The organism is Flavobacterium anhuiense, assembly GCF_004151235.1.
Taxonomy (GTDB): Bacteria; Bacteroidota; Bacteroidia; order Flavobacteriales; family Flavobacteriaceae; genus Flavobacterium; species Flavobacterium anhuiense_A.
The window spans coordinates 304,571-331,209 of the sequence record NZ_JUIV01000001.1; the positions used below are offsets into that span (position 1 = coordinate 304,571).

Here is a 26,639-nt window from a genome sequence, read left to right on the forward strand (position 1 = left end):
TCAGGTGTAAAAACATATATAAAATGAGCTATTCAAAAACTGATTTAATAGAATTAAAAGAGTTTTATCAGAATCAATTATTAAATAATACAGTTCCATTTTGGTTTCCGCGTTCAATAGATACTGAGCATGGTGGTTACTTACTGATGCGGAACCAAACTGGAGATTTAATAGATACCGATAAATCAGTTTGGTTTCAAGGACGTACTTCTTGGCTTTTGTCTACACTTTACAATACAATTGAGCAAAAAAAAGAATGGCTCGATGGCGCAAAATCTGGAATCGATTTTATAAACAAACATTGTTTTGATAAAGATGGAAGAATGTTTTTTCATGTCACACAAGATGGAAGTCCGATACGCAAACGCCGTTATTACTTTTCTGAAACTTTTGCAGTAATTGCTTTGAGTGCTTACGCAAAAGCGAGCGGAGATGAAGCGGCTGCAGAACAAGCACGTCATCTTTTTGGAGAATGTATCAAATATACCACAACTCCAGGTTTGTTAGAACCAAAATATACCAATGTAAGACCTTCAAAAGGAATTGGTTCGCCAATGATTATGATCAATACAGCGCAGCAATTAAGAGAAAATATTGGCGACCTGCGTTGTGATGAATGGATTATGAAATGGATAGCCGAAATAGAAAATGACTTCGTAAAACACGATATAAAATGTGTGATGGAACAAGTCGCTCCAGATGGTTCTATAATTGATCATATTGACGGAAGAACATTAAATCCGGGACATGCTATAGAAGGCGCGTGGTTTATTCTGCACGAAGCAAAATACAGAAATAATGATCCGCATTTAATTGAATTAGGGTGTAAAATGCTCGATTATATGTGGGAACGTGGCTGGGACAAAGAACACGGAGGAATTCTATATTTCCTTGATGTTTACGGAAATCCTGTTCAGGAATATTGGCAGGACATGAAGTTCTGGTGGCCGCATAATGAAGTTATTATAGCAACCTTATTGGCTTATACCATGACCGGAAATGAGAAATATGCCAAATGGCATAAAATGATTCACGATTACTCGTACAGTAAATTTCATGATAAAGAAAATGGCGAATGGTTTGGCTATTTGCACAGAGATGGCAGCGTAGCACAAACGGCAAAAGGGAATCTTTATAAAGGGCCGTTTCATTTGCCAAGACAAGAGTGGTATTGTACTCAAATATTACAGGAATATCTAGAAAACAATTAAAATCCGTTTCTCCTGATTATCCGCCGATCCATCAAGTTTTTAGATCCTATTTTTTGCTTATTAACCAATTTATAACCAAATATTAAAAACTATGAAAAATGTATTACTCTATTTTTGTTTTTGTTTGATGTGTTTATGCAGTATAAATACAAAGGCACAAAGCGGTAAAGTTTTAAACCTTGATGGAACTTCGGCTTATATGACAGTAGCGGATCATCCTGATTTGGACTTTGGCTCTGGCCAGAATAAAACCATTACCTGTTGGATTAAAACCACAACCAATGCCGGAACTCCTAGAATCTTTGCCAAAAGAAACGGAACATCTGAAAATGGCTATGAGTTTTGGACAGGAAACGGAACCAACGCTGGAAAATTTGCTATGAATGCAAGCGGAACAGGAACACCGGCAAATATTAGTACAGCAGGATATTCCGTTAATTCGATTGCTGACGGAACTTGGCATCATGTTGCTTTGGTTATTGATGCTTCGAGTAACAGAACTATCTACGGATATCTTGATGGAGTTTTAGCCAATACTGGAAAAACATTTACTTCTGTAACATCCGATTTTTCTAATGCCTTAAATTTTGTAATTGGGGCAACTTCAGACGCTTCAAACAGCTACAAATGGGCAGGACAGATCGATAATGTTAGAATCTGGAATAAAGCCATGACAGCAATAGAATTGCAGGCAGATATGACTGCAGTTGTAAATGCGCCCACAACAGATCTTTTGGCAGCATGGAATTTTGAAAACGTAACGGGAACTTCAGTTCCAGATGTTTCGGGAAATAACCATCCGGGAACTCTGGTTGGAACAGTTACATTTTCAAATGCTTTTCCGATGGTTTTAAATTTAGATGGAATAAATGATTATATGCTTGTTGCGAATCATAGCGATTTTAATTTAGCTGCGGGACAAAATTTAACCATAACCTGCAAAATCAAAACAACAGATTTTGGAAAACGTATTTTAAGCAAACGTCCAAATGGATCAGGAATTGGATATGAATTTATCAATAATACTTCGGCAGGAGGAGGACAGTTTGGAGTAAACTTAACAACAAGTGCTGGAGCGGCAGGACCTCCTTACGGAACTTTGAATATCGCTAATAATGTTTGGCATCATTTAGCAATGGTTGTAGATGTTGCTACAACAAGCTGTAAAATTTACGTGGATGGCGTTTTACAGCAAACTAAAACATCCACAAATATTGGAGGAACCAATACGGTTTCCAATACTGGAGATCTATTTTTTGGAACTTTAAGCAATTTTGCCTCATACATGAATGCACAAATCGATGATATTCGTTTTTGGAGTAAAGCCATGACAGCGGCTGAAGTGGTAACAGATAAAACAGCCGTAATTACAGGATCAGAAACGAGTTTACTCGCAGCTTGGGATTTTGAAAACGTAAGTGGCACAAATGTTCCAGATATTGCAGGAAATAATCATCCTGGGACTTTAATGAACGGAGCATCGGTAATTGCACAGACAAACGAAATGCAGATTAATTCTATTTCATTAGTACAAACGGAATTGCCAACAGGTTTAGGCGATACAGATCAGAGAATTATAGCGGTAAAAGCTTCGGTTTCGGGTAATTTAAATCCGTTGACCGTAAGTGCTTTAAAGTTTACGATGTCAGGAACTACAAATGTTTCAGATGTTACGAATATTAAAATCTATTCGAGTGGCAGTACATCGATTTTCAATCCGATAACGGCGACTTTGTTTGCAACAGTTTCTCCGTCAAGCGGAAATCTTACTGCGAATGGCTCAAAAGCATTAGTTTCCGGAGATAATTATTTTTGGATTACTTATGATGTTTCAGCCAGTGCAACAGAAGGAAATTTACTAGATGCAACTTGCGAATCAATAATTGCAAATGGAGTTACCTACAATACAACATCCAATACAATAGCAGGAAATAGAGTGATTTTGTTAGCTAATACACTTTTATTTACTCCTGGCGATGCAGGTTCTGCAAGTTATCGTATTCCAGCAATCATCACTGCTGCCGATGGTTCGCTGGTAACGGTAACAGACAAAAGATGGAACGGAGCAGGCGATTTAGCCGCCAAAATAGATCCAGTTGTTCGAAGAAGTACAGATAACGGAAAAACTTGGTCTTCACCACTTACAATTGCCAATTTTGGATCGGCAACAGGAGCAGGTGATGCAGCTTTGGTTTTAGACAAAACCACTGGCGAATTGTTATGTTTGGTTTCAGCAGATAAAGGTTTTTTTGCTTCAACAAACGCAGCGCCTGCAAAAGTTTTGGTAATTCACAGTACCGATAACGGAGTAACTTGGGGAACGCCAGTTGATATTACCAGTCAGATTTACGGACCAAACCCAAATTGGAAAGGATTATTTGTAGCTTCAGGAAGAGCACATCAATTGCGTGACGGAAAAATTGTTGCCGCAATTGCTGTGAGAGAAAATGTTTCAGGAACAGAGCGCATTAGCAATTATATGATTACGAGTGCAGATCACGGCGTAACTTGGACAGCATCAACAGGAAGAGCAGAATTAGATGGTGATGAAGCTAAAGTCGTAGAATTAAATAACGGGAATATTATGATGAGCATAAGAAATCCTGGAACACGTCGTTTTAATATTTCGACAGATAAAGGTGCAACGTGGGGAACGGCTTATAATCAAACGAGCATTACAGATCCAAATTGCGATGGCGATTTTATTCGTTATACTTCTACGCTTGACGGTTATGATAAAAATAGATTATTACATTCGATTCCGTTTGCCAGCAGCCGTAAAAATGTGAGCGTACAAATGAGTATCGACGAAGGAACAACTTGGAGCTCACCAAAAACTATTTTTGCAGGAGCATCGGCTTATTCCAGTTTAACGATCTTACCAGACGGAACAATCGGAATTTATTATGAAAATGGAGAAAGTTCAACTTATCAAATGTATTTTGTGCGTTTCAGTTTAAACTGGCTGACAAATGGAGCTGATACTTTTTTGCCTCCCAGTTCTTTATCAGCAAAAAAAGCAAAAAAAGCGGTTGAAATAGTTGAAGTAGAGAATCAAAAGTTTAGTGTTGAGGTGAGCCCGAATCCAGTAAAAGATTTTGTAAAAGTTAAAGTAAATAATGCTTCAGGAGCAACAAACATCAAATTATTTGATTTATCCGGAAAATTAATCCGATCTACCTCTGTAAATTTGAACGAAAAAGAAATTTCATTTTCATTAGCAGATCAGCCACAGGGCATCTATCTGTTAAATGTAAATGATGCAAAAACTTCAATTAGCAGTAAAATAATAAAGAAATAAACTAAAAAATGAAACAAGCGATTGTAAATGCTGTTGTGCACACAGGCGACGAAATAATTGAAAATGGAGTTGTGATTATAGAAAACGGAAAAATTATTTCGGTGCAAGAAGAAATTCCAAATGGTATTGAAAAAATTGATTTGGGAGGAAACCATCTTTCAGCAGGATTTATAGATATTCAGATCAATGGTGGAGAAAGACTTTATTTCAGCCAGACTCCAAACGAGGAAACGATTCAGGATATTTATGATGCAAGTCTGAAATACGGCACAACGCATGTTTTACCTTGTTTGATATCTTCTTCAAAAGAAACCATTTTAGAGGGAATTGAAGCGGTTCGTTCTTATATGAAAAAACACAATAATGGCGTTATCGGAATGCATTTAGAAGGACCATTTTTAAATCCTTTACGACGTGGTGCGCACAGTATTGATCAGGTTAGAAAACCAACTGACGAAGAGCTGGACGAAATTATCGAAAAAGGAAAAGATATCATCAAAGTAATTACAATCGCTCCGGAATGTTTTACAGAAGAACAGTTAAATAAATTGATTGAAAGTGGTATTACCATTTCAATCGGACATTCGACTATTTCGCACAAAGAAGCACAACCTTATTTTGCAAAAGGAATCAATCTGGTAACACATTTGTTTAATGCCATGACACAGTTTGGGCATCGTGAACCAGGTTTGGTTGGAGCCGTTTTTGAAAACGAAGATGTTTATGCTCCAGTTATTCTAGACGGCGCACATTGTGATTATGCCGCGGCAAGAGTGGCATATAAATTAAAAAAAGATAAATTCTTTCTAATAAGCGATGCAACATTTTTAGGCCGAAAAGTAGCCAATTTTAAGTGGGATAATTTTGATGCGCATTTAGAAAATGGTTTTTATAGAAATGAAGATGGCAATCTGGCAGGAGCAACAATATCAATGGCAGAGGCAGTGCAAAATGCTTATAACCATCTGCATGTATCTGCAGATGAAGCAATAAAAATGGCTTCTACAAGAGTAGCTTCTGCTATTGGCATGCAAGATAGAGTTGGAAAAATTAAATCAGGTTTTCCTGCCAGTTTTGTCAAATTCAATGCAGATTTAAGCGAAATAGAAACACTTAATTTCTCTTAAACAGATTCATTTATTTTATAATGATTAAAGAAAAAAAGCTTCCAATTTTAAGTCGATTAAAAGAATGGAAAATCATTTTTATTGGAATAATTTTCGCCTTTTTGTGGGCATCTGCGTCCACAGCGACAAAAATCGGACTTCATTCTGCACAGCCTTTTGTGATTTCTATTTTTAGATTTTTAATTGCTGGAAGCATTATGCTTGGTATTTCACATATTATAATGGCAAAACGTCTGCCTCAAAAAAAAGAGTGGATTCAGATCAGCATTTATGGTCTGCTGAATATCACTTTTTATTTAGGGCTGTATGTTATTGCTATGCAAAAAGTATCCGCTGGTTTAGGGAGTTTAGCAGTAGCAACTAATCCGGTTTTTATTGTTTTGATTTCTGCAGTTTGGTTATCTCATAAAATCAATTTTAAAAGTATAATCAGTTTAGTGCTTTGTTTTACGGGTGTTTTTTTAGCGGCCTACCCTTTATTACAAAGCAGCTTTGCAACTCCCAGCGGAATACTCATTTTAATTGTCAGTATGATTGCCTATTCTTTAGGAACTATTTATTACTCGAAACAAGAATGGAGCGGATTACATATTTTAACAATCAACGGATGGCAGACCATAATTGGTGCCGTATTTCTGCTTCGTACTTTAGTACTGACTTACGAATCTGATAAAAATACTTTTAATGCAGATTTTTGGTTTTCGACTGCATGGCTAGCAATTGCAGTTTCTATTGGAGCCATTCAATTTTGGCTGTACCTTTTAAAAATTAATCCTTTAAAAGCTTCTTACTGGCTTTTTCTGTGCCCGATATTTGGATTTTTAATCGCCTTTTTTGTCGTCGATGAGCCGTTGACTTTATATACGTTTTTTGGAGTTACTTTAGTTATAATAGGATTATACATCACTCTTTCAACAAAAGAAGATTAAAAAGAAAAAGCATGAAACACCACATAATCATCTAACAAACTAAACATTAAATACTTTTTATTTATAAAAAACTATTTTTAATATATTTCTAAAATCATACTTTTCTTTCAATAACCTTGTTTTTAAGAATCATATTTATAGTTTTGCACCATATTTTAACCCCCAAACCTACTTACTTAATGATGAGAAAAAAAACTCACTTTTTTGTATTTGCCCTATTGGCAAGTATTCTTTTGGGCTGTAGTGACGATGCCGATTCGTACAAGCCAAATTACCTGCCAAGTATTGATGCCACAGCTTTACCTGCAGAAAATAAGCCGATGACCATGTTTGAAGATAGCGAAGATCCTTTAATTATGTACAATAAAGCAGATCGTTGGTTTCGAGTAAACGAACCGCTTCAAGTTATCCAGAAAGGAAAAGACTCTGTACAGATTTCTTTGTATTCTCCAGTTGGACTTACAAATGTGAAGATTTACGCGAAATTGCCAAATTATGATAAAAAGTTTGTGCTTTATACTTTTTCTAAAATACCGGCTTTTCATCGTTCATTTCATAAAATTCCACTAACCGATCAGAAAAACGATTATTTATTAGAAACAGGAAATACAGTAACGATAGATAAAATTGAAGGATTTTCTTCTGGTGCCATTCAATTTTCTGTAGAGTCGGACGACCCTTTATTTCAAAAATTCAAAAAAATAAAATCAAATCATTTAGTTCAGTTTCATGATGGATACCATATTAATGAATTGGGCAAATTTCTTCCTATGAATCCTGCTTTGGCAAAAGAAGCCATTACCATGATTATCAATTATTCTTATGCTTTGAGCCATCCAATGTATTACAGTACATTCACCAATTTTGACAAATACAAACAAGAACAGGCAGCTGCAGCAGGAACAGGAATAAACGGAGCTTTGAACTGGCACGGAAATGCTGATGATGTTGACGGTGTTTACGATTATTATTCGAAAGAGGAAATCGAAAAAATATACTGGAATTATCTAGATAAGAGAACTCTTTGGATGGCAATGGTTGGAGGAGATTCTGCTTGGGGCGGAGGAAATCTAGCATCGCAATGGGAATCGGGATATGTAACTGGACATTGGGTTGGAGAAATGTCTGTTTGGTCGCACGAATACTCACATCATATTGGTTTCAGCCATAGCAGTAATTTGGCAAATAGCGGAGAAGGCGGAGGCCAGCAGGAAATGCTGACAGATTTTTATAAATACTTGATTCATTTAAATGATCTTCCTTTTACAGATCCAGACGTTTTGAAAACGTATGAAAAAGCAGCTTACGTAAAAGGAACTTATAAAAAACCAGTGTTTAAAATTAATCCGAAAAATCCATTTTTAGTCAAATATAAAGGCGAAGGAAAATGGAATTAAAATATAAATTACACATGAAACATATCCTGCCCCTAATTCTAGCACTTTGTTTGCTTACAAATTGCAGTAAAGACGACGCAGCATCTAAAGACTATACGTATTATTATCCAACAGATGAAGCTTCTATTACTAACGAAAATATTCCAGGAAGCACAGAAGCTTTTGATCCGAAGGGAATTGCCATTTCAAAAGAGAAACTCTATGTGGTGAACGGGAATGTTTTGGAAGTTTTTAATGCTGTGACATTAGCACACATTAAAACGATAAAAGAATACACAAAAGGAACTACAACCATTCCGTTGGTTAGTCTTACATCTGTTTCTGTTGACAACGACCGTATCTATGTAGGAAGTACAGAATCTAGATTATTTGTTTTTGATGAAACTACGAATGCCGGAATCAGTACGGTTGGAAACGGACAATGGTGGCAGACTTTTGTACACGTTTTTGGTGTGGTAGCAAAAGACGGATTGATATTTGTTAAAGAAAAAGAAAAAAGCATAAAAGTTTTTGAAGCTTCTCAAATTACCGAGACAAGCGATTGGAACTTAAAACCTATTGCCAAACTAAATACTCTTAACGGATATACCGAACTATATTCAATGGATGTTTTAGACGGAAACTTGGTTGTGGGCGGAAGAGATGCGAAAAGTTATCTGCAATATAATATTGCCAATATTAAAGCCAATGCAGCAAATTCGCTGACAACTCCTATTGAGCCAGAAAAAGTGCAATTTGTAGACATAAAACCAATTGCAGTATCTTTCAGTAAAGATTTTGCTGTTACTTCAGAAAATGTTGGAAGTGTGTCTTACGTAAAATTATATCCAAAAGCGGAATTTATTAAGATGAACTACAAAGCAGTTCTAAGTGTTTCTGATATTTTAGGACAGAATGCATTTGGAACAATTGTAAGCACTGCACAGCTTGATGATCGCATTTTCTTATCGGATAATACGAATAAGAAAATCAGAATTGTAAAACTGAATAAATCTACGATTGCAGAACAAAACAACTAGTTTTAAATACCAATATTTTAAAATCCAAATTCCAAACTAATTGGAATTTGGATTTTTTTTTGAATTGAAATAAGATTTGGGACTTGGGATTTTAAAATAACCTATTAAATTGATAGGAAAATAAAAGTTTTAACGATTTATAGGTTAAAATTGGAAATAACTATTTAAATTTGCACTCGCTATGAAGAAAGAGAACCAGAAAATGAATAATTATTATCGTTGCAGTATGATGTACTGTGTTGCTGTAATGGCGTTTATTGATCTGGCTTAATATATAAAATGATAAAATTTATTTCGAAAGAGCCTTTCAACTAATTTATGAAAGGCTTTCTTGTTTTTAAACCGTAAAGAATGATTGAATTAAAAAATGTAACCAAAACGTTTCATCAGAAAGACAGAATTGTTGCTGCTTTATCTGATGTTTCTTTAAAGGTTCCTGAGGGAAAAATTTTTGGTGTAATTGGAACTTCCGGAGCGGGAAAAAGTACGCTGATTCGTTGCGTGAATTTGCTGGAAAGACCAACTTCTGGCGAAATTATTGTTGATGGCAAATCTTTAATGCAATTATCAAACGCAGAATTGGCAATTGAGAGAAGACAAATCGGAATGATTTTTCAGCACTTCAATCTGCTTTCTTCAAGAACAGTTTTTGATAATGTGGCTTTTCCGTTAGAATTGACTGGAACTTCAAAAAGCGAAATCAAAACGCGTGTTTTAGAATTATTGCAATTGGTTGGTTTGGCAGAAAAAGCAAATGATTATCCTGCAAGTCTTTCTGGAGGACAAAAACAAAGAGTTGCCATTGCAAGAACTTTAGCCAATAATCCGAAAGTGCTTTTGTCTGATGAAGCTACAAGTGCGCTTGATCCTGCAACAACAAGATCGATTTTAAATTTATTGAAAGACATCAACAAACGACTAAATATTACCGTTTTGCTGATTACGCACCAAATGGAAGTGGTAAAATCGATTTGTGATGAGGTTGCAGTAATCAGTCACGGAAAATTGATAGAGCAGGGAAGTGTGGGTGAAATCTTTGCAGATCCGAAACATGAATTGACAAAAGAATTTATTTCTTCTTCGCTTCATATTGAAATTCCGTCTGTTTATCAGGAGAAATTGCAAAAAGAAGATGACGGGAGTTTGAATCCGTTATTGAAGCTGGAAATGACTGGAAAATCGGTTAACGAGCCTGTTATCTCAGAAGTTTCAAGACTTTTTGATACCGATTTCAAAATCGTAAGCGCACAAATGGATCAGGCTGGCGAAGTGAATTTTGGCGTGATGCTGATTGAACTTTCAGGAAAACGCGAAAATTACGATGCGGCGATTCAATACTTTAATTCAAAACATATTAAAACAGAAATTTTAGGTTATGTCTGATTCTCTTATAGATTTATTGTTAAAAGGAACATGGGAAACCATTGTTATGACTTTTGTATCGGGCTTTTTTGGTTTTTTATTAGGATTGCCAACAGGAATTTTACTGTTCTTAACCCGTAAAAATCAAATTCTGGAACAGCCTGTTTTAAATAGAACATTATCGGTTGTAGTGAACGTTTTTCGTTCTATTCCGTTTATTATTCTAATCGTTTGGATGATTCCGTTTACACGTGCAATTGTTGGAACTTCAATTGGCGTTAGTGCGGCTTTGGTTCCGTTAAGCATTGGTGCAGCACCATTTATTGCCCGATTGGTAGAAAACAGTTTGCTAAGTCTTCCATCAGGATTAATTGAAGCGGCAAGAGCATTGGGCGCAACGCCTTTGCAAATTGTGTACAAAGTATTATTGCCAGAAGCTTTACCTTCTTTAATCAACGCGGCTTCAATTACTTTAATCACACTTGTAGGCTATTCTGCAATGGGCGGAGCTGTTGGAGCAGGAGGTTTAGGACAAGTTGGTTATCAATACGGATATATTGGTTACGATGCTGTGACAATGAATTCGGTTTTGGCTTTATTGGTCATCTTGGTATTTGCGATTCAGTTTGCGGGAGACAGATTATCAAAACGATTTGATCATCGATAATTAATTAAAAATTTAGAATTAAAAATTAAAAAATAGAACAATCATGAAATTAAATATTTTAAAAACTATCGGGATATTTGCTTTGTCTTTTGTTTTGGTTAATTGCGGAAACAAAAAAAATAATGATCCTCATTTTATAAAAGTGGGAGTTGCTTCTGGACCAGAATTGAAAGTGGCTGAAGCAGCTAAAAAAGTAGCAAAAGAAAAATTCGGATTGGAAGTAGAATTGGTTTCTTTCAACGATTACGTAATTCCAAACGAAGCTTTAAGTCAAGGCGATATTGACGCAAATGCTTTTCAGCACAAACCATATTTGGATGAGCAATCAAAACAAAGAGGTTACAAATTAGCCATTATCGGAAATACATTCGTATACCCGATTGCTGGTTATTCTAAAAAAATAAAAAGCCTTTCTGAATTGAAAAACGAAAGCACGATTATTATTCCAAATGATCCAACAAACGGTGGACGTTCGTTATTGCTTTTACAGAAAAATGGATTATTGAAATTAAAAGATGGCGTTGGTTTATTGCCAAAAGTAACAGATATTGTTAGCAATCCTAAAAACTTAAAAATTTTAGAATTAGAAGCGCCTCAATTGCCAAGAGCTTTAGATGACCAAAATGTTTCTATCGCGATTATCAACAATACTTTTGCTTCTGCAGCTGGATTGGTTCCTTCTCGTGACGCTTTGTTTGTTGAAGATAAAGATTCGCCTTATGTAAATTTGGTAGTAAGCCGTGAAGACAATAAAAACGAAGAAAAAGTAAAACAGTTTTTACAAGCTTTTCAATCTCCAGAAGTGGAGAAAGCAGCTGAGCAAGAATTTAAAGGCGGTGCTGTAAAAGGCTGGTAATTTTTTTTAAGTTATGAATTATGAGTTATGAATTATGAGTGTGATGACACTTGTAATTCATAGCTCATTTTTTTTTGTCGTATAGCATATATTCAAACATAGCCCGTGGTTTCACCACGGTAAACACAATGTTATTTCATAACTCATAACTCATAACTCATAATTCAAAATTATATAAAACAAACTGTTGATTTTGTAAGGCTTACGTTTTTTTGTTGAACTAAATTTAATGTTCAATTTTAAAACAAAAGCCATGAGATCAATTTGGACAGGTTCGGTAAGTTTTGGATTAATTAATATTCCGATAAAAATGTTTTCGGCAGTGCAGGAAAGCAGTTTGGATATGGATATGCTTGACGCGAAAGATCATGCGAATATCAAGTTTAAACGCGTGAATGAAAATACGGGAAAAGAAGTAGATTTTGCCAATATCGTAAAAGGATATAATCTGGATGGAAAATATATTATTCTGGAAGATTCCGATTTTGAAGCGGCAGATGCCATTAAAACCAAAACAATCGATATTGAAAGTTTTGCTTTCGAAAAAGAAATTCAAAGTATTTATTACGAACAGCCGTATTATCTTGAACCCGATAAAGGCGCAATGAATGCGTACGGATTACTTCGTGATGCGCTTGAAGCTTCAGGAAAAGTTGGTGTTACGAGATTTGTTTTAAGAAACAAAGAAAGTCTGGCGATTTTAAAACCGTATAAAAATGTCATTGTTTTAAATCGAATTCGATTTGAACAGGAAATTCGAAGTACAGCGGAATTGAAACTGCCGCCAATGTCCAAAAAATCAACAAAAGAAATGGATATGGCCGAAAAACTAATCGATCAGCTGACGGAGAAATTTGATATTTCTGGTTTTAAAGACGAATATACCGCCAAGCTTTTGGACATCATTAAAAAGAAAGCCAAAGGAAAACCGCAAAAAGCGGCTCCAAAATTAAAAGTCGTGCACAAACAAAGCGACGATTTAATGGAAATGCTAAAAGCAAGTTTAGAAAACAAAAAGAAAAAATCGTCTTAACTGTTTTGGCTATTTTCTAGTTTATGGATAATCTTCTTAATATTTGCCCCTTTAGATAAAACAGGTTTCCACAAATCGCCTTTTTTCTCAAAACGGCTTAATACATTTTTGATAGTAAATTGTGACGGATGCAGTTTTTCGTCCACTTCGCTCCATTCTAAAGGTGTAGAAACTGTTGCGCCAGGTTTTGGACGAACAGAGTACGGCGCCGCCAAAGTTTGTCCGCGTCGGTTTTGCAAAAAATCAATATACAATTTGTTGTTTCTTTTTTTAATGCTTCTGTCAACTGTAGTACTATCAGGAAGTCTGGATTGCACTTCTTTGGCAATCAATTCGCCTAGAATTTTAATGGAATCATAATCATATTTCGCGCCAAGCGGAATATAAATATGCAGTCCAGAAGCTCCGGAAGTTTTGCACAAACATTCCGTTTCCAATTCATCTAAAACTTCTTTTACGACCAAAGCAGTTTGAACGACTTGTTTAAAATCGTCTTTTGCAGGATCTAAATCAATTACGAGCCAATCTGGATTCTGAATGTGTTTGGTGGTCGAATTCCACGGATTCATTTCAATGCAGCCCAAATTTGCCATATAAAGCAAAGTCTCTTTATTATTGCAAATAAGATAATCAATATCGGCATTGTTGGATTCTGAGAAGATTTTTTTGGTTTTAAGCCACTTCGGAATTTTATCCACATCAACATCTTTCTGATAGAAACTAGGCGAATCAATTCCGTTCGGGAAACGATTCATCGATTCTGGACGGTCTTTTAGATACGGAAGAATGAGTTCTGAAACTTCGTTGTAATACTGCACAATATCACCTTTTGTAATGCCGTCTTTAGGAAAATATACTTTGTTCTGATTCGTCAGATGCAATACCGTTTTTCCGACTTTTAGATCGTAATCGTTTTCTGTTTTTTTCTTTTTATTTTCTCGTGTAATTGTCATTTCATCTAAATTAAATTGAGCGGTACTATCATTTTTAAAAGACAAAAAAACATCTTCAGCTTTTTTGTCCATTCTGGTTCCGAGGTAAACGGGATGTCGTAAGTGTTGATCTTGAGTCCATTCTGAAAATTTAACCTGACAAACCACTTTTGGTTTTACCCATTGAATTTTATCTCGAACTGGGATTTTTTCGTCAAGCAGAGATTTGTCAATGAAATAAGGTTCTAATTGAGTATAAAGGTCTTTTAAAACAGTTTCTGTAAAACCTGTTCCGCATTTTCCAATATATTGCAGTTTTTTGCCATCATATTGTCCGAGAAGAATAGCGCCGAAATATTTCCTCGAGTTTTTAGGTTCGGTAATTCCGATAATTATAGCTTCTTCTTCATTTGCAGTTTTTATTTTGAGCCAGTTTGTACTTCTGCGATTGCTGGTATAAGTACTGTCTGCTCTTTTGGCAATAATGCCTTCGGTTTTGTTTTTAATGGCTTTTTCAAATTGTTTAATTCCGTTTCCAACAGTATGTTCAGAATAAAAAACATTCGAAAAATGATATTTATTAAAGAGAATTTTGAGTAGTTCTTTTCGTTCCAAAAGCGATAATTCCGTAATCAGATTTCCATCCAAATTCAATAAATCAAAAACATAATATTTTAGATTTCCTATTCCCGTTTTCATGTAGTTTTGAAGCAATTGGAAATCGGCTCTTCCAGCATCATTTTCCACGACAATTTCGCCATCGAGAACTACAGTATGATCTATTTGTTTTAATTCGTCGGCAATGGGTTTGAAATTAGCATTAAAAGAAATTTCGTTTCTGCTAAATAAATCGACTTGCTGTGCATTAATGACCGCAATAGTTCTATAACCGTCATATTTATTTTCAAAAATCCATTCGTCATCATCAAAAGGTTTTTCGCGAACGCTGGCTAGCATCGGTTTTATAAATTTGGCTATTTCAACTTTTGGATTGGACTTTTTTTTTATTGCTTTTTTCTCAATCGTTTTTTCCTCTGTTTTTGAAGTCAGTTTTTCAGATTTTTCTATTAGCTGTTCCAAACTTCTTTTAGAAATAACCGATTTGTTTTCTTCTAAAATATCTTCAGTAGAAGCATATTTATCATTTTTCTTGATTAAAAGCCAAGCATTTTCCTGTTTTCCGTGAAGTTTGACTAATGAAAATTCGCCTTTCAGTTTTTTGCCTTTTAGAACAAAACTCAAACGTCCTTTTGCCAGATCGCTTAATAACTGTTTTTCGTCAGAAGCTGTTTTTTCGTCAGAAGTATACGTTCCGTTGTCCCAGACAATTACATTTCCAGCGCCATAATTTCCTTCTGGAATTGTGCCTTCAAAATCTTTATAACTGTACGGATGATCTTCGACCATCATGGCGAGACGTTTTACTTCGGGATCCATTGACGGACCTTTTGGCACTGCCCAGCTTTTTAAAACGCCATCCATTTCTAACCTAAAATCATAATGAAGATGCGACGCGGCATGTTTCTGTACGACAAAAATCAATTCGTTAGCCGATTTTTCGATCTTTCCTTTCGGTTCACGAGTTTGTTTAAAATCTCTTTTCTGATTGTATTTAGACAGTGACATAAGCTTTTAAAAGAATTATAATGGTTAATATAATAGAGTAAAGCACTGTTGCCGTTACCGCAAAAATAATATGGGCAAAGAACAGCTGAATGTAATAACCTTTAAAGTCAATTGGGGGTTGATGGTCGGTCATTTTAAAAATAACTATCCAGCTGAGTATTCCAATTACACCACTGATAACGCCTAATATAAGTGCACTGAGTGGCGAAATTGGTAAAATATTCTTTACCCATACCATATGATATCCCATAACAAATAGAAAACCAATAATGTAATGTATCAGCCATCCCCAAGTTTTCTGGGATTTTTCTGAAAGGCTGATTTTTGTTTTTCTTAAAGCAAAACTCAATAAAACAGGTTCTTTATACAATTCTCTAAAATTTTCAGACATGGCATAACTAAACCAAGTCATGGCCGATGTCGCCCCAATAGCAACTAAAATTAATTGTACAATGATGAAAAAAATCATAGTCCTTTTTATTGATTAAAACTCTATTTCAAAGTTAGTTTTAGAAAGTTCTTTTTCGTTATAGGATTACTGATTTGTAATTATATAATTATCAGTAAAGTGCTGATTTTCATTTTAGTTGTCATTAGAATGTTATAATCCTTATGGTTAATTGTATAATTTTTAACCTGAAAAGCGCCCTAAATTTGTTGACCTATTTTAGAGAAATGTCTCACAAACCAAAATAGAATTTATTAGTTCATGGAATGATAAATGTAAAATCAACAAAAAATGAAAAATTCGAAGAAAACAAACCAAGACAATTCTGATGGCAAACAGAATGATTTAGAATTTAATAAATCAAGTGCTGAGAATGAGTTTTTAACTACCAATCAAGGAGTTAAGATAAATGATAACAACAATTCTTTAAAATCTGGAGAAAGAGGGCCATCTCTTTTAGAAGATTTCATATTGCGAGAAAAAATTACGCATTTTGATCACGAAAGAATTCCAGAGCGTATTGTTCACGCAAGAGGTTCTGGTGCTCATGGATATTTTGAATTGTATAAGACAATGGAAAAATATACTAAGGCAGGTTTCTTAAACGACACCAGTATTAAGACACCTGTTTTTGTTCGTTTTTCTACTGTAGCTGGTTCACGAGGCTCTACAGATTTAGCTCGAGATGTTCGCGGTTTTGCTGTAAAGTTTTACACTCAGGAAGGGGTTTTTGATTTGGTTGGAAATAATATGCCTGTATTTTTTATTCAGGATGCCATGAAATTTCCAGATTTAATTCATGCCGTAAAAGCAGAACCGCATAATGAAATTCCGCAGGCCGCTTCTGCACATGATACCTTTTGGGATTTTATTTCTCTAATGCCCGAATCGATGCACATGATTATGTGGGTAATGAGCGATAGAGCGATTCCGAGAAGTTTAAGAATGATGGAAGGCTTTGGAGTTCATACTTTTAGATTTGTAAATGATAAAAATGAATCGCATTTTGTAAAATTTCATTGGAAGCCAAAATTAGGTACACACGGAGTTGCATGGGATGAAGCACAGAAAATATCAGGGAAAAATTCAGATTTTCATAAACAGGATTTATGGGAAGCCATCGAGGCAGGAAATTTTCCAGAATGGGAATTGGGCGTGCAGATTATTCCTGAAAGCGACGAACATAAATTTGATTTTGATCTTCTTGACCCGACAAAATTAGTTCCAGAAGAATTGGTTCCAGTAACGATTATCGGAAAAATGGTTTTGAATAAAAATCCGGATAACTTTTTTGCAGAAACAGAACAGGTGGCTTTTCACCCAGGACACATTGTTCCAGGAATTGATTTTTCAAATGATCCTTTATTGCAAGGAAGGTTATTTTCTTATACCGATACGCAATTATCAAGATTAGGAAGTCCAAACTTTCATGAAATTCCAATTAATAGAACCATTGCACCAATGCACAACAATCAGCGCGACGGACATATGCGCCAAGAAATTGCAACTGGAAAAGTAAGTTATCATCCAAATTCTTTAGGTGGCGGATGCCCATTTCAAGCCAAAATGGATCAAGGTGGATTTGTGAGTTTTAATGAACGTGTTGACGCTCATAAAGTACGAGCAAGAAGCACCAGTTTTTCAGATCATTTTAGTCAGGCCGCACTGTTTTATAATAGCCAGACACCTATAGAACAAGGTCATATTGTGAGTGCCTTGTCTTTTGAATTGGGGAAAGTAGAAACCGTGTCGATTAGAGAAAGAATGCTCGGACTTTTAAATCAGGTAAATGCTGATTTGGCAGCAAAGGTTGCTAAAAATTTAGGAATTCCAGTTCCAAAAAATATCGAAAAACCAATTAATCATGGAGTTGGAGCAGATGATGAAGGAAATCAAGAACCTTCAAAAGCAAAACCAAACATAGGGAGTTCTGATGCTTTGAGTATGCTTAAAAATCCAACTGTTTCAGATCCAATTGCGACAAGACAAATAGCTTTTTTATGTGCTGACGGTGTAAGTGCCGATTCAATAAAAGTAATGAAAACAGCTTTGCAAAATGCGGGTGCGAAAGCGGTTATTATAGCACCGCATTTAGGAACCATTGTTTCACAAGAGGGAACGGAAATTTTGGTGGACCAAACTTATAAAATTGCTGCTTCTGTACTTTTTGATGGGGTCTTTATTCCAGCTGGAAAAGGAATTGCCGATCTTTCAAAAATCAAAGAAGTAAAAGAGTTTTTAAATGATTCATACCATCATTGTAAATTTATTGCGGCTGAAGCCGAAGGAGTGCAGATTATTAAAAACAACAGCGATATAAATAAAGATCCTGGAGTTTTGATGAGCGAAAATAACTCAGATAAAAACTTAAGCGTTTCTTTTATAAAAGCTTTGGGAAGACATCGTTTTTGGGAAAGAGAAAAAAGTTTGTAATACAAAAAAAATTGGCTGTCGCAAAAGACAGCCTTTTTTGTTTCCAATAAGCAATTATTTCTCTAGAATAATTGCCAAACTTTCACTCAAAATAGAAACCGCTTTTTCCATTTCTTCTTTTTCCAAATGCCCAAATCCTAAACGAGTTGCGGTAAGATTTTTGGTTTGGTATAAAATGGTCTTTGGCAGAAATAAACCTTGTTTAGAACATTCTTTTTGAAATTGAATCAGATTAAAATGATCTAGCCATTCAACCCAAATGGCCAATCCTCTTGGTGGCACTTTAAAGTTGATTTTGCCTTTTAGCTTTTCGTTTAAAAGTGACACAAAATAATCGCGGCGTTCTTTATAGGTTTTTTTATTTTTTTTAGAAAGCCGATGCACTTCACCTTCTGTAATCCATTCGGTTAAAACTTGTTCCTTTATGACATCAATTCTAGGTTCGAGAATGTTCTGATGTTTTTCTAGTTCTTTAATGAATTCTGCAGGAGCGGCCACAAAACCATAGCTAAATCCTGACGGAAGAGATCTTCCAAAAGAACCGATATAAACCACTTTTTGGTTGGAATCGAAAGCGGCTAAAGGAAGAACTGGATTATTGTCGTAATGAAAATCAAAATCGTAATCGTCTTCTAAAATCACAAATCCGTATTGATTGGCCAAATCCAGAACTTCGATTCTTTTTTTAGCGCTAAGCGAAATTGTGGTTGGATAATGATAATTAGAAGTCAGATATAAAACCCTGATTTTTGATGTTTCGCAAATTTCTTTTAGTTTTTTGGTGTCAATTCCGTCTTCATTTACCGGAATAGAAATAATCTGCGCTCCCGTATTGGTCAGCGTCATATTGGACATATAATAACCTGGGGAAGCTACAACGACTTTATCGCCAGGCGTAATAAGTACTTTTGTAACTAGATATAGAGCGATTTCGTGACTACTAACTGTAAGAAGGTTAGAAGTCGAAATACGAACTCCGCGAGTAAGATTGAGATAATTCGAGAAATGCGTTTTAAAGTTCAAATGCGAACGCATTTCTATTTGTTCGTAGGTTTTAGATGTTTTCCTTCTTTTTAATTTAGAAACATACAATCTTGCCAGAACATCGGTTTGAACCAATCGCAGATCGGGCATTCCGTCATTAAATTGATACGGCAGATTACTGATTTCTATTGGACTTTCAAGAATCGTAGAACGCTGAAAATTAAAACCGATATTATCTGGAGATACATTCTGTTCTTTCAAAGAAACAAATTCAGCTTTGTTTTTTTGTTTTTGCTGCGATAAAATAAAAGTTCCTTTGTTCGGAAGTGTTTCAATCCAACCTTGCGATTCTAAATCTTGAAAGGCTTTGATTAAAGTGTTTCGGTTAACAGAAAGCACTTTACATAAAATTCTGGTGCCGGGAAGTTTGGTGCCTTCGGGAAGAAAACCAGTTTGTATGGCTTTGATAAATTCAAAAACAAGCTGCAGATAAATAGCAGTGCTTTCTTCTGGTTTTAGCAGAATGAAGCTTTTAAAAGGAATTTCAACCGGACTATCCATAATTTATAAACTGACACTTTTGTTGGTACGGCAAGATACTGCTTTTCTTAAAATTTTTAGAAAAAAAGAAAAGTGATCTTTACATAAGTGTTAGAACGATGACCAAATCAAACTATTAAGTCCGGCTGAAATTATTTAATTCATTCCGTAGGAATGTCTCGTCGGTAGAATTAAATTTGAATTGCAATTATAAGTTCCGTAGGAACGTTTGATTTATAAAACAGAACCCTGTTGCATAAAATCAGGTGTTCCTCTGGAACACGATGCAAAATGGTATATTCTTTTTCTACCGATCAGATATTCCTACGGAATATTAAATTGTAACTCGTTGTGGTAATTCATTGTAATTTTAATTACACTTTAAAAATCAGTTTTTTTGTAGATTTTCTTTTGCTCAGTTTATGCCAATTACGTTTTATATATTCTCAGAAACAATACATTCCGTAGGAATGTCTCATCGGTAGAATTAAATTTGAATTGCGGTTATACGTTCCGTAGGAACGTTTGATTCATAAAACACAGCGCTGTTTTATAAAATCATGTGTTCCTCTGGAACACGATGCAAAATGGTATATTCTTTTTCTACCGACCAGATATTCCTACGGAATATTAAATTGTAACTCGTTGTGGTAATTCATTGTAATTTTAATTACACTTTAAAAATCAGTTTCTTTTTATAGAAAATCCATAAGATAAACGACCAGAAAACGGCATAAGACAAGGCGTAAGCGAGTGATGCATTTAACGGGTTTTCAAAACAAGGAACAATTCCATGATTATAAATATAGGCTTGAAGACCAATTTCTTCGCCAGCTTTTTCAGGATCTGCTACTTTTATCGCGCTCAAAACTCTCGGAATTATTCCAGAAAAGAAAAACACAATCATTGGGTTTACTCCCCAAATCAGGAATAATTTTGTCCATTTTTTATGCCCTTTAATATCAATTATGTAATACAATAATGTTAAACATAACGTTGCAATTCCAGCTGTATATAAAACATAAGAACTTGTCCAAAGTGATTTATTAATAGGGAAGAAGATGTTCCAAATTAATCCTCCAATTACCAAAGCAGTTCCTGCAATTGCTGTCTTTTTTACGATTTCCATTTTATCAACAGATAAGTTTAAAAGTTGGCCAATGTACATTCCTAAAATTCCTGTTCCAATTGCTGGCAAAGTGCTTAAAATTCCTTCTGGATCCCAAGTTTTAGACGATGCCCATAAATGACCGTTCAAAAGTGTATCGTCTATCCAAGCAGCAAGATTGGTTCCTTTGTCAAAATTGGCTGGGCCAAATCCGGGAACGGGAACAAAAGCCATTACGAGCCAATATCCAATTAAAAGCGTGGCTAAAACTAAAAGCTGTGTTTTTAAATTAGTCTTTAAATATAAAATTGAAGTAAAGAAATACACAATTGCAATTCGCTGTAAAACGCCTGGAATTCTCGTGTCTTCAAAATGCTCAAGTCCGCTAAATGATAATGAGATAAGGATTAAAAATACGCCAACGGCAAGAATAGTTTTGACTTTCATGGAAAAGTTTCCTAAAAGGGCATAAGCAACTGCAAAAGCAATTATCAATCTCAATCCTAATAGTGGAATTCCTTCCAAACCAAATAAATGGATTCTGCTGAAAACGCTTAAAAATAATCCTAGACAGAAAATTCGAAGCGAGCGGACTAAAATTTTATTGAAAACACTTCCGTCAAAATGTTTTACAGGCATTGCAAACGGAATTGCAGTTCCCATTATAAATACAAAAAATGGGAAAACTAGGTCAGTAGGCGTACAACCATGCCATTCGGCGTGTTCTAGGGGCGGATAAATAGATGACCAGCTTCCCGGATTATTGACAATCGTCATTAAGAGAATAGTAAATCCTCTAAAGACATCGAGTGAAGTTAAACGTTCTTTTGTCATTGGGTTTGATAGTTTAGATTTTTTTTAAAGATGCAAGAAGCAAGATTATAGATTTTTGTTTTTTGGAATTTGTTTTTTGGAATTTAAATTTTGGAATTTTTATTTCATAATTGCATCTTGAATGATTTGTTGAATTTTTTCTCGGATTTTTCCTTTTGCTAATTTATTTTCGTCATTTACTACTTCTGGATAGGTTCTGTTGGATAAGAATACGTACACAATTTCGGTTTCTGGATCTGCCCACGCCATGTTTCCTGTAAAACCTGTGTGACCGAAACTTGATTCAGAAACACAATCGCAAGTTGGTCCGCCTTTGTGTACTCTTTTGTCAAATCCTAAACCTCTTAGAACGCCTTGATTTTTGTAGTAGCAAGTATTAAAAGCATCAAAAGTTTGTGGAGAAAAATATTGAATGCCGCCGTAATTTCCTTTTTGTAAAAACAGCTGCATCATTTTGGCAACATCCATCGCATTAGAAAAAATTCCCGCGTGACCAGCTACTCCGCCTTCCATAGCTGCGGCCATGTCGTGTACATAACCTTGAATTACCTGATGTCTGAAATAGTTATCAATTTCAGTTGGGGCAATATTGCTCTTGTCAAATCTGTCCAACGGATTATAAAGCGTATTGGTCATTCCTAATGTGCTGTAGAAATTTTCTTTGCTCAGTTCTTCCAGTTTTTTATGTGTTTTTCTTTCTAAATATTCTTTTAAAATGATAAAAGTAAAGTCGCTGTATTTGTATTCTTTTTTTAGCGCTACAGGACTTTCTGCAATGATTTTCATAATGGTATCATGATAATCGTTTCGAATGTAAAGGTTCTCAGCAACTTTTGTTGTAAAACCGGTTTCGGCTACTTTACGATAATATTTTTCAGAAGGCTGATTATTGCTGTCTAAAGTTGCTTTGTAAAACGGAATCCACGCTTGAAGTCCTGCAAAATGATTTAGCAGATCTTTGAAAGTGATGTTTTCTTTGTTGGTTTTAGCAAAGAGTGGCAACATATCTTTCAGTTTGGTATCTAGCTCTACTTTGTTTTTATCGTACAATTGCATGACATTGGGTAATGTCGAAATCATTTTTGAAATCGAAGCAACATCATATAAATCGGTATCAGTGACTTTTTTTCCATTATCATAAGTCTGCGCTCCGTAAGATTTCTGAAAAATTACATTTCCTTTTCTAGCAACCAAAACCTGCATTCCTGGAGTCATTTTTCCGTCAATTGCTTTTTGTGCTACGGCGTCAATTTTTGATAAAATTGCCGGATTCATTCCTGCATTTTCTGGAGCTGTAAAGGCCAGACGATTTAGTTTTTCTGTAGTTAAACCATCATTGACATGGAAAGCATCATTTATAGAAACAGGCAATTTCCCTTTAGCTTCGATTGCTCCAAAAATTAATTCTGCCGAAACCACTTGACTGATGTCAGAGTTCTGGTAAGAAACTACTAATCCTTCGATATCATCAAAATTTGAAATGGATAGAAGCGAATATGGTTTTGCAAAAATGTCTAAAATTACTTTGTTGTGTTTGGCAATTTCCTTCAGCCAAAGCATTTCTTGCAGGGTAAATTCTTGTTTTTCCCAAGCTTTATTTACTTTGTGATAACTGATAATAACCTTGTCAAACTTTTTCAATTCTTTGTTCAGACTGTCAAGATTGGTGTCTTTAACTTCTGTGATTTCGGTATATTTTTTAAGCGTAGAAATAAATGTGCTGTTGGTATCTTCACCCAGTTTTATGTAGGCAATTTTTTCACTTAAATCTTTTATCGGAAGAATTTCTTTTTCGTTTTTTAGAACTGTAATTGCATTTTCATACAATTTATAATGCAAAGCATCATTTTGCGTTGGATTTAAATCATTGTATAAATTGTTTAAATCAATCGGCTTGTATTTGTTTAGTCCCGCTTTGTATTTAAAATCAAGAATTTTTTTAACAGAATGTGCTAATCTTTCTTCAGTAATCACTTTTTCGTTGTACGCTGCTTCCAATTTCTGAAACGCAACTGGTACATTTTCTGGACAAAGTAAAATATCATTTCCAGCCAAAATAACTGCGATTTCCAAATCTCCAGGACCTTTAAAATTGGCTGCGCCTTTCATCGCCAGACCATCCGTAAAAATCAATCCGTTGAAACCTAATTCTTTTTGAAGCAGATTGGTCACCACATTATAAGAAGCCGAAGATGGACAGTTTGGCTGTGATTCTAAACTCGGAATATTAAGATGCGCTACCATTACAGAAGCCAAACCTTCATCGAATAATTTTTTGTACGGATATAATTCGACTAATTCTATACGATCTTTAGAAAAATTAACGGTAGGCAAGGCGTGGTGCGAATCGGTTGAGGTGTCTCCGTGTCCCGGAAAATGTTTTCCTGTGCAGAAAACGCCATTTCCTTGAATTCCTTTCATTAAAGCAATCGCTTTTTCGCTCACATTAACTTTATCTTCACCAAAAGAACGGTTTCCGATAATTGGATTTTTAGGATTGGTATTAATATCCAAAACAGGTGCAAAATTAAAATGAACGCCGATTCGCTTGTTTTCGGCTGCCATATTTCTTCCCACATTTTCAATTAAATTTAAATCCTGAATCGCACCTAAAGTCATATTCCACGGATAACGGTATGTTGAGTCTAAACGCATTGCCAATCCCCATTCGGCATCGATTCCGATCATCAAAGGAACTTTTGCTTTTGATTGGTATAAGTTTGTTAATTTCGCTTGACGAACTGGTCCGCCTTGAAAGAAAATAACGTTTCCTATTTTATAATCTTCAATCAGTTTACTAATCTGATTAACGTGTACAGAATCTTTGTTGGAATAAGCCGAAACCATAAACAATTGCCCAATTTTTTCCTGCACAGTCATTTTGTTATAAATGCTGTCAACCCAAGCCGTTTCTTGATCAGAATCTTTGAAAAAAGTCTTTTTCTCTGAAGTATTTTTTGGTACGTAAACAACATTGTCTTTTAAAGGAATATCCTTTTTGTCATCTGTTGCTCCATTATTTTTTTTGGATGCGCAATTGGTAATTAAAAATATAAAAGCGGCGTATAAACTAATTTTTATGAATGGATTTTTCATATCATTTTTTTTAAGAATCAATTTGAATTTAATGCTCTTAGACTCAAATTGATTCATCAATAGTAATAACTGAATTAGAAACTTATTTCTTTTTCACTGCGTGAACTGGTAATAAATAATCCTAAATAAGTAATTAATCCGTTTAGTATAATTAATTCATTATCAAAAACATATACTGCAAATAAAACTTTAGAATACTCATTGATGAAATAGGTAAACAACGGTGAAAGCAAACAGATAAACGGAACCAGTTTGTCATTTACATGTCTTGATTTTTGAAACAAACCAAAAGCGTATAATCCTAATAATGGTCCGTAAGTGTATGAAGCAACTTTAAAGATCATTCCTACTACCGAACTGTCATTGATGGAGTTAAAAATTAGGATGATAAAAAAGACTAAAACTGAAAAACTGACATGAACTAAATGTCTAATTTTTACGGTGTTTTTCTTATGGCTGTTTTCTGCTTTGTCCATTCCTAAAAAGTCAACACAAAAAGAAGTTGTTAAGGCTGTTAGGGCAGAATCTGTGGTTGCAAAAGTTGCAGCAATAATTCCTAGTAAAAATACAATTGCAGGAACAAGCGCTAAGTGATTTAAGGCAATTTCAGGAAAAAGTAAATCGGTTCTTGGTTTTCCTGTAACTAAATCGGTTGGAACAGCAATTCCGTTTTTGTTTGCATAAATATATAATAAGGCTCCAACGCTCAAAAAGAAAATATTGATGATGACAAATATTCCTGTAAAAGTGAACATGTTTTTTTGCGCTTCACCAATGTTTTTACAGCTTAGGTTCTTTTGCATTAAATCTTGATCAAGACCCGTCATGGCAATGGTTACGAACATTCCGCCAAGGATTTGTTTTACAAAATGGAATTTACTTCCCATGAAATCATCAAAGAAAAAAATCTTAGAATAATTGCTGTTTTTTACTTCTTCAAATGCGCTGATGGCACCTAAATCCATTCGGTCGCAGATGAAATAAATGGTTAGGAAAACAGAAGTTACTAGAAAGAAAGTCTGTAAAGTATCGGTAATAATAATCGTTTTCAATCCGCCTCTATAAGTGTAAGAGAAGATTAGCAACAGCGAAATTAAAACAGTAAACGCAAAAGGAATATGATAAAAATCGAACACAAAACGCTGTAAAACAATTACAACCAAATACAATCTGAAAGCAGAACTTATTGTACGGCTGATTAAGAAAATAGAAGCTGCTGTTTTATAGCTGAAAAAGCCCATTCTTTGCTCAATGTATCCATAAATCGAAGTCAAATTCATTCGATAATATAGAGGCAGTAAAAGCTTTGTAATGACAATAAATCCAAGTGCATTCCCCAAAACAAACTGAAAATACTTAAATTGTTCACCGCTTGGTGCTCCAACTTCTCCAGGAACAGAAATAAAGGTTACTCCAGAAAGAGCCGTTCCAATCATTCCGAATGCCACTAAATACCATTTTGAATTTTTATTGGCTGTAAAAAATGCTTCATTTCCGCTGTCTTTCTTACTGACTCTGTGGGATATATAGAATAATGTTCCGAAATAAATGATAATAAGGAGAAGGATGGTACTTGGTGTCATTTTATAGTTTTGGTGATTTTTGGTTTTTATAAATTATTTAAAGCCATTGGCTGCAATTATTTTAACACATAGAAACATAGTTTTTCAAAATTTTAAAAAGCCGTTTCACTAATTCTAAGTAAACATAGGCTAACCTATGTGTGGAAACTAGTT

At 34.9% G+C, this 26,639-nt stretch carries 16 protein-coding genes and 1 pseudogene; 11 read left to right on the plus strand and 6 right to left on the minus strand.

What is annotated here, in order from left to right; all coding sequences use genetic code 11:
• Nucleotides 1-23: 23 nt before the first annotated feature.
• From NU08_RS01360 to NU08_RS01405, 10 genes and pseudogenes are all read left to right on the plus strand, one after another.
• Nucleotides 24-1,211, plus strand: coding sequence for an AGE family epimerase/isomerase (locus tag NU08_RS01360; protein WP_129745414.1), 1,188 nt, complete (start codon nucleotides 24-26; stop codon nucleotides 1,209-1,211).
• Nucleotides 1,212-1,302: 91 nt separating this feature from the next.
• Entirely contained in the window at nucleotides 1,303-4,512 is a 3,210-nt protein-coding gene (locus NU08_RS01365; protein WP_129745416.1) for a LamG-like jellyroll fold domain-containing protein, read from the plus strand.
• 8 nt (nucleotides 4,513-4,520) lie between these two features.
• Nucleotides 4,521-5,639: an N-acetylglucosamine-6-phosphate deacetylase gene (gene nagA, locus NU08_RS01370; protein ID WP_129745418.1), complete on the plus strand. Its 1,119-nt coding sequence runs from the start codon at nucleotides 4,521-4,523 to the stop codon at nucleotides 5,637-5,639.
• A gap of 20 nt (nucleotides 5,640-5,659) precedes the next feature.
• Nucleotides 5,660-6,568 (plus strand): DMT family transporter, encoded by a 909-nt coding sequence (locus NU08_RS01375; RefSeq protein ID WP_129745420.1) that lies wholly within the window; start codon nucleotides 5,660-5,662, stop codon nucleotides 6,566-6,568.
• 179 nt (nucleotides 6,569-6,747) lie between these two features.
• Nucleotides 6,748-7,965, plus strand: a complete 1,218-nt coding sequence (locus NU08_RS01380; RefSeq protein ID WP_242502471.1) for a hypothetical protein — start codon at nucleotides 6,748-6,750, stop codon at nucleotides 7,963-7,965.
• Nucleotides 7,956-8,984: a hypothetical protein gene (locus NU08_RS01385; protein WP_129745422.1), complete on the plus strand. Its 1,029-nt coding sequence runs from the start codon at nucleotides 7,956-7,958 to the stop codon at nucleotides 8,982-8,984. The genes NU08_RS01380 and NU08_RS01385 overlap by 10 nt, the downstream gene beginning before the upstream one ends.
• 351 nt (nucleotides 8,985-9,335) lie before the next feature.
• Nucleotides 9,336-10,367, plus strand: a complete 1,032-nt coding sequence (gene metN / locus NU08_RS01390) for a methionine ABC transporter ATP-binding protein MetN (RefSeq protein ID WP_129745423.1) — start codon at nucleotides 9,336-9,338, stop codon at nucleotides 10,365-10,367.
• Nucleotides 10,360-11,013: a methionine ABC transporter permease MetI gene (locus tag NU08_RS01395; RefSeq protein ID WP_129745425.1), complete on the plus strand. Its 654-nt coding sequence runs from the start codon at nucleotides 10,360-10,362 to the stop codon at nucleotides 11,011-11,013. Before metN ends, NU08_RS01395 begins: the two co-directional genes overlap by 8 nt.
• 43 nt (nucleotides 11,014-11,056) lie before the next feature.
• Nucleotides 11,057-11,869 carry a methionine ABC transporter substrate-binding lipoprotein MetQ gene (gene metQ / locus NU08_RS01400; RefSeq protein ID WP_129745427.1) on the plus strand — a complete coding sequence of 271 codons (813 nt, stop codon included), beginning with the start codon at nucleotides 11,057-11,059 and terminating at the stop codon, nucleotides 11,867-11,869.
• Nucleotides 11,870-12,122: 253 nt separating this feature from the next.
• Nucleotides 12,123-12,824 (plus strand): annotated as a pseudogene (locus tag NU08_RS01405) (Ku protein); the annotation flags it as partial.
• Nucleotides 12,825-12,898: 74 nt separating this feature from the next.
• Here the strand turns inward: NU08_RS01405 and ligD are convergent.
• Both ligD and NU08_RS01415 read right to left on the minus strand, forming a co-directional pair.
• Complete coding sequence (ligD, locus tag NU08_RS01410) at nucleotides 12,899-15,460, minus strand: DNA ligase D (protein ID WP_129745431.1); 2,562 nt, start codon at nucleotides 15,458-15,460, stop codon at nucleotides 12,899-12,901.
• Nucleotides 15,447-15,929, minus strand: coding sequence for a hypothetical protein (locus NU08_RS01415; RefSeq protein WP_129745433.1), 483 nt, complete (start codon nucleotides 15,927-15,929; stop codon nucleotides 15,447-15,449). The genes ligD and NU08_RS01415 overlap by 14 nt, the downstream gene beginning before the upstream one ends.
• Nucleotides 15,930-16,199: 270 nt before the next feature.
• Here NU08_RS01415 and NU08_RS01420 point away from each other — a divergent pair, with 270 nt between their 5' ends.
• Nucleotides 16,200-18,341: a catalase gene (locus NU08_RS01420; RefSeq protein ID WP_129745435.1), complete on the plus strand. Its 2,142-nt coding sequence runs from the start codon at nucleotides 16,200-16,202 to the stop codon at nucleotides 18,339-18,341.
• Between the two features lie 54 nt (nucleotides 18,342-18,395).
• Here NU08_RS01420 and NU08_RS01425 read toward each other — a convergent pair whose 3' ends face one another.
• The 4 genes from NU08_RS01425 to NU08_RS01440 all read right to left on the minus strand — a co-directional run bounded on the left by NU08_RS01425 (nucleotide 18,396) and on the right by NU08_RS01440 (nucleotide 26,486).
• Nucleotides 18,396-19,886 carry a PLP-dependent aminotransferase family protein gene (locus tag NU08_RS01425; RefSeq protein ID WP_129745437.1) on the minus strand — a complete coding sequence of 497 codons (1,491 nt, stop codon included), beginning with the start codon at nucleotides 19,884-19,886 and terminating at the stop codon, nucleotides 18,396-18,398.
• Nucleotides 19,887-20,535: 649 nt separating this feature from the next.
• Nucleotides 20,536-21,807, minus strand: a complete 1,272-nt coding sequence (locus NU08_RS01430; RefSeq protein WP_129745439.1) for an acyltransferase family protein — start codon at nucleotides 21,805-21,807, stop codon at nucleotides 20,536-20,538.
• Between the two features lie 99 nt (nucleotides 21,808-21,906).
• Nucleotides 21,907-24,903, minus strand: a complete 2,997-nt coding sequence (locus tag NU08_RS01435) for a glycoside hydrolase family 3 N-terminal domain-containing protein (protein ID WP_129745442.1) — start codon at nucleotides 24,901-24,903, stop codon at nucleotides 21,907-21,909.
• A 74-nt stretch (nucleotides 24,904-24,977) separates the two neighbouring features.
• Nucleotides 24,978-26,486, minus strand: a complete 1,509-nt coding sequence (locus NU08_RS01440) for a sodium:solute symporter (RefSeq protein ID WP_129745444.1) — start codon at nucleotides 26,484-26,486, stop codon at nucleotides 24,978-24,980.
• Nucleotides 26,487-26,639: the final 153 nt, after the last annotated feature.